The 4773-nt window shown below is 43.6% G+C and carries 3 protein-coding genes; all 3 read left to right on the top strand.

Going from position 1 to position 4773, the window contains the following annotated elements; genetic code table 11:
* Window positions 1-2044, top strand: a 2044-nt coding sequence (locus ACYVTD_RS09785) for a DUF1538 family protein (RefSeq protein ID WP_461247593.1), incomplete at its 5' end; no start/stop codon positions are given.
* A gap of 8 nt (window positions 2045-2052) precedes the next feature.
* The gene (locus ACYVTD_RS09780; RefSeq protein ID WP_461247592.1) at window positions 2053-3174 is read left to right on the top strand and encodes a hypothetical protein; all 1122 of its coding nucleotides are present in this window, start codon (window positions 2053-2055) and stop codon (window positions 3172-3174) included.
* A gap of 138 nt (window positions 3175-3312) precedes the next feature.
* The gene (locus ACYVTD_RS09775) at window positions 3313-4617 is read left to right on the top strand and encodes an ATP-binding protein (RefSeq protein WP_461247591.1); all 1305 of its coding nucleotides are present in this window, start codon (window positions 3313-3315) and stop codon (window positions 4615-4617) included.
* The last annotated feature ends 156 nt before the right edge of the window (window positions 4618-4773 follow it).

Genomic DNA, 4773 nt, shown 5'->3' with positions numbered 1-4773 from the left:
TAAGAGCCCTACTTGTAAAAAATATCAAAAAACTTCACTATATACATATAACGTGAACTTTTTTAAGAAATTGACAGATAACCTGTTTCCCCAACGGAAAAAAAAGATAACCTTGTCTTTTAAGGAATCGTTTTCTTTAATAAAAATTTACGCGCTTGGCAAAATAAAGCCGCAGTTCAAGGCGGTGTTGATGGTAAGCGTCTTTCTGGCGGCTGTTCAATATTTTGTGTTAGGAACTCCTCTTAAAAACGCGCTTTCTGTAGTTATCTGCGTAGGTGCGGCGATTTTGGGACTGTCTTTTTTCCTTGAAGGGCTTTTTTTGGGGATTATGCCCCTCGGAGAGCAGTGCGGAATGAGACTGCCGTCAAAAATTGGGGCGGTGGGTGTTACAGTTTTCTCAATTATCGTGGGAATTACGGCTACTTTGGCGGAACCTGCCGTCGCTGTGTTGCAACAGCAGGGTAGCGTTATTCCGGCATGGGACGCTCCGCTTTTGTACCTTCTTTTAAACAGAGGCACAACATGGCTTGTCGCCGCCATCGCTATCGGGGTGGGGCTTTCCGTGGTGCTTGGCGTTTACCGCTTCATGTTCGGCTGGGCTTTTAAGCCGCCTGTATTTATCATTATTCCTACTATTGTCGCCGTTAGCTGCATATTTGATGAAAACCCGATTTTGCGTCCGCTTGTAAATCTTGCATGGGATACCGGAGGAGCGGCGACGGGAGCGGTTACAGTGCCGATTATCCTCGCCCTTGGTTTGGGCGTGGCGAAAATAGGCGGCAAAAGTTCCAATGCTTCGGGGCTTGGGCTTGTAACGCTCGCGTCCGCCCTGCCTGTTGCAAGCGTTCTTTTTCTTGCCGCTTTGCTCGGTCCCAAAGTTCCGTCGCCCGGCGACACGCTGTCTTTCTTTTCTACGGAACCGCAACAGAGGGCAAAGGCTGTCTATGTTGCGGGTAACAGCGAAGAACTTTACAAAATGGCGGAAAATGCGGTTTTCTCTGGAGATCTTTCAGCAGAAGACTTCGCTATTTGTTTTCCGCAGCGGCAGTTAGGTGAAAATCAGAAGATTGAAGGGACGTCGGTGTTTGCCCCTGAAGCTTTCTTTAGATATGCCAAATCCGCGCTTCTTTCGGTACTGCCCCTTGCGTTAGCATTAATTGTCGCCATTGGTTTAATCGCCCGTGACAGAATCTTTAACGCCGATATTGTCGCGCTTGGAATATTATTCGCCTCTTTGGGAATGTTTGCGCTTAACTTGGGAATGACAGGCGGCATTACAGTTTTAAGTTCTCAAGCTGGAAACTCTCTTAAACAGGCTTACACGGAAACGCTCTATGAAAATAAAACCGTAACAGTGCACGGCATCAGTGAAAATTCGCTCATTACAGTACCGGGAGAAAACGGAGCGGAAACTTATATCTGGGTTATTTGGAATAATAAACCAACTCTTGAAAAATTTGTTCCTCAGCGGCTTAACGGCGACAGTTATACCCATATTCCCATTAAAGACGCAATGTCATCAAAGTTTGGAATAATTGGCGCATACATTGTAATACTTGTCATTGTTTTTTTTCTTGGATTTTTCGCTATCTTTGCGGAACCGGGTCTTGCCGTTACTGCTGTTACGGTAGAAGAAATGACAACAGGCACTTTTAAGCGATCTAAATTGATAATGATTGCGGCTATGGGAGTAGGCGGCGGTATGGTGATTGGTTTTGCGCGTGTGTTGTTCAGTAATATGTTGCCTGTCGGGGGCATACATCTTTCGTGGATTCTGGCTCCTTGTTACGCTATTGCTCTGATACTGACAGTATTCGCGCCGGAAGATTTTTCTTCGATAGCGTGGGATGTCGCCGGTATTGCAACAGGTCCAATCACAGTTCCAATCATTATAACTACGGGGCTTGGACTTGGAAACGATTCGTTACGCGCGGACGGCGCTTTTGGAATTGTTGCGACGGCGAGCGTTTTTCCGATTATCGTAATTCTTATATCGGGTATTATTGATAAAGCAAAATCTAAACGTGTGTTAAAAAATATGTAGGGAGAATTATGGAAATTTCCGCTTCTTGTATTATCTGTATTGCCGACATGAATATAGTTCCCGCCTTGGATCAGGCGCTTACTGAGCTTGCGCTTCCCGAAGTTTTTGTCCAGCGCGCAAAACAAACATTTATGCAGGACAAACGCGGTTTTTTTGGATTGCGTCCCGTTACTGAACTTGATGAAAGCCGCGCGCTGATTTACAGAATGTATGTTCCCGCGATGTATGAAGAGAGCGTTATGAGCCGTATTATCGAGGCGACTGATCTTGGAATGGGCGGACGCGGCAGTATTTTTTCACAGCATATAAACATTTTAAGAGGAACGCCTCTTTCTTTTGACATGGAAAAACTTGATAATCTTTGCGAAAAAAAAGAGAAACTTTCTCCTGAGGAACACGCGCTTATCGCTTGTACTGTTTCCAGAGGATCAGGCGACGCGTTGGCTCAGGTGATATTGGAACTTGGTATCGGCGTACCTGTTGTTTTTTTCGGAACAGGAGCCGGTTTAAGGGACAGATTAGGGCTTATGAGGATAACCATTCCGATAGAAAAAGAAATCATCTGGTTTCTTGTTTCACGTTCCGATGCCGACTTGGTGGAAAAAAGCATAATTCCGCGCGCCAGTCTTGACGTTCCCGGCAACGGCTTTTTGTATCGGTGCTTTGTTCACGCGCCTGTGGTAAACCTGCGGATACGGCACGGAGAGCGCGTTCATGCCGCAACTATGGAACAAATCATCGCCGCATTAGACGAAGTTCGCGGTTCAAACGATTGGCGTCGCTTTGGATCTCGCAGACATGAACACAAGAGCGGCGAAGGAAAGTCGATTAATACCAGAGGACTTTTCTTTATCGGCGATGAAGCGGAAATTGAATTATTCCGTAAAGAGGCGATAGAAAGCGGAGCGCGTGGCGCGACTTTTAATCATGTTGAAATGCGCTCTTACAAAGTTACCCATGAAAAAGCGATGGAATCAAAATCCCGCCAACTCTGCGACATTATAACTACCCAAGAAACCGAAGAAAAAATCCGCGCTTCCGCAATTAAAAAAGGTCTTTTTGACGAAGGTAAAACCTGCGTACTTAAAAGCTTCAATGTAGAAATGCCGACTATTATCCATAAAAAATAAGGAAATATCCCTAATTCGGAAAAACGTGTAAATTCAACACCAAATTCCATAGAATTTTGTGCAAATTACACACCTTTTTCTTGACAAATATCATTATTACGCTATAATTTAGATAAACAACCTAAAAAAGAGGTAAAAGTGTATCGTTCTGTAATTGAAAAGCTAGTAAATTGGAAAAACTCAAAAGACCGTAAACCGCTGATTGTTTTTGGGGCAAGACAGGTTGGCAAAACATGGCTTATGAAGGAATTTGGCGCAAAAAATTATGATTCTGCCGCCTATATCACTTTTGATTCGGACAATATTTTTAAAAGTATTTTTGAAAAAGATTTCAGCGTTCCGCGTATTATTCATGAGCTTTCTGTAGCCAGCGGTATAAAAATTACGCCCGATACCCTTATCATTTTTGACGAAGTTCAGGAATGTCCGCGCGTGCTTACATCGCTAAAATATTTTAACGAGAACGCGCCTGAGTATCAAATTATTGCCGCTGGCAGTCTGCTTGGAGTGATGACGCTTGAGGGGACGGGCTTTCCAGTAGGCAAAGTTGACATGATAACAATGTATCCTATGTCGTTTTATGAGTTTTTGGAAGCGGTAGAGCCACGTTATGTGCAAATTCTTAAAACTCCAGATTTTCAGGCAATTTTCACATTCCATGACGCGCTCACGGGGCTGTTAAAGCAGTATTTCTATACCGGTGGAATGCCAGGGGCTGTAAAAAAATATTGCGAAACGCGCGATTTTGGCGAAGTGCGTGATGTGCAAAGAATGATTCTTGATTCTTACTATGCCGATTTTGCTAAACATATTCCGTCGTCATTTATCGCTCGGACGCGGGATATTTGGGATTCAGTTCCTACCCAACTTGGCAGGGAAAATAAACGCTTTCTGTATTCAGGCATGAAAGAAGGTTCACGTGGGCGCGATTATGAGGCGGCTCTTAATTGGCTTACAAATACTAATCTAATCTATAAACTGTATCGGGTAAGTTTGCCTAATATGCCGTTGATAGGATATAAAGAGCCTGCTATCTTTAAACTTTATATGAATGACGTAGGACTTCTTTCCGCGCGAGCCGGACTTGATATTAAGCTCTACATTGGCGACAATGATAGAACTTTTTCGCACTACAAGGGAGGGCTTGCGGAACAATTTGTTTTGCAGGAACTTGTCGCGACTAATAATAAATTGCCAATTTACTACTGGGCGGCAGAAAAAAATACCGCCGAAATTGAATTTGTCGTGCAGTACAATGATAAAATTATTCCGATAGAAGTTAAGTCTGGCAAAAATGTCAAATCTGAAAGTTTAAATGTGTACAGAAATGAATATGCTCCCGCTTGCGCCATTCGCGCCTCGCTAAAGAATTACGGCGTTATAGACGAATTGTATTCCATACCTCTTTATATGATTGGCAGTTTGTCAGCTATCCTTCAATAAGTTCCGTCTTTTGCCCCGTGAGTCTTCCCATTTGATCATTTAATTTTTCGGCGTTTTTTGCGGAATCGTCGTATTTGCCCAACGCGTTGGTTATATGCTTCCCTACAAGACTGTAATCAGTAAAGAATTTTCCAAACCTGTCTTGAACTTGCGCTA

The sequence above is a fragment of the Treponema sp. R6D11 genome (assembly GCF_054786075.1).
The sequence above is the reverse complement of the archived record's forward strand: the minus strand, read 5'-3'. Positions and strand labels throughout refer to the sequence as shown.